Origin of the sequence: Vibrio sp. 10N.247.311.12 (assembly GCF_041467515.1) — a bacterium.
In the GTDB taxonomy this organism is placed as follows: domain Bacteria; phylum Pseudomonadota; class Gammaproteobacteria; order Enterobacterales; family Vibrionaceae; genus Vibrio; species Vibrio crassostreae_C.
Genome location: NZ_JBFSUV010000105.1, coordinates 1 through 1,243, shown reverse-complemented (window position 1 = coordinate 1,243; position 1,243 = coordinate 1). Strand labels below are relative to the sequence as shown.

1 protein-coding gene is annotated in these 1,243 nt (G+C 43.8%); it reads right to left on the bottom strand.

The features are described from left to right. Positions 1-30: 30 nt before the first annotated feature. Positions 31-1,181, bottom strand: a protein-coding gene (locus AB6E30_RS22495; protein ID WP_372105327.1) for an IS3 family transposase whose coding sequence is annotated in 2 segments (ribosomal slippage) — positions 31-938 and positions 938-1,181 — 1,152 coding nt in all. Because the reading frame shifts where the segments join, the coding sequence is not laid out codon by codon here. Between the last annotated feature and the right edge of the window lie 62 nt (positions 1,182-1,243).

The window sequence follows — 1,243 nt, the reverse complement described above, 5'->3', positions numbered from 1 at the left end:
TGATCTGCTCCAGTCAGACTGGACACTTAGCTAAGCGACATTTTGCTTTTCAAAGTTCATTGGGCTTAGGTACCCAAGAGCACTGTGCCTTCTCGTTCGATTATAATCAACCTCTATGTACTCGAAGATCGTTTGGCGTATCTGCTCTCTCGTCATGATCGGCTCATATTGGATTGCTTCAACTTTCAGTGAATGGAAGAAGCTCTCAACACATGCGTTATCCCAACAGTTCCCTTTTCTACTCATGCTTTGTTTTAAGTTATAAGTGCTTATGAGGTCTCGATAGTCTTTCGAGCAGTACTGACTACCTCGATCGCTATGAGTTATAACCTGCTCAGGGAACCCTCGACGGAATAAAGCCATCGATAAGGCATCACAGACCAGTGAGGCCGTCATTTTCGTATCCATAGACCAACCAATTACTTGCCTTGAATAAAGGTCAATAATGACAGCTAAATACAGCCAGCCTTCGCTTGTGGCTACATAAGTGATGTCTCCTGCCCATTTTTGATTCGGAGCCGTTGCGTTAAAATCTTGAGCGAGCAAGTTCGGAGCAACGGGCATTTTATGCTTACTGTCCGTTGTACACTTAAACTTGCGTGCTGCTTTCGCTACTAAATCCTGACGTCTCATACTGGCGGCAATGGTCTTAACATTATGGTTATCACCGCTCTCTGCCAGTTCTTTCTGAATACGTCTTGAGCCATCTCGTTCTTTGCTAACGTCAAAGGCTTCTTTTACCTTGGTATCAAGCTTTTGGCGCTCTGTCTCACGTTGAATCGCCTTGTGACGGTTCTCAACCCAATAATAAAACCCACTTCGAGAAACTCTGAACACCTTAGCCATACGGGAAATACTGAAACTCAGCAGGTGTTCGAGCATAAATTCATAGCAATTTACTTTAGATTTTTCGCGAAGTAGGTGGCGGCCTTTTTTACGATTTCTAGCTCTTCTGCTTGCTCTGCCAATTGCCTTTTTAGCTTAGCTATTTCAACGGCCAATTCTTGTTCTCGTTCGCTAATATTAGAATTCTTCTTTGTGGCTTTTCGCCAACCATAGATCTGAGATTCATGTAACGAGAGCTGTCTTGCAGCTGTAGCGACTCCCACTTTCTCTGCCAACTTCAGGGTTTCGGCTTTAAATTCAGGAGAATGGATAATACGTTTCTTCTTGCTTGTCATGGTTCACCTCATTAGTGATTGTACTCACTTAACTCAGTGTCCAAAACTGCTGGTGCGGATCA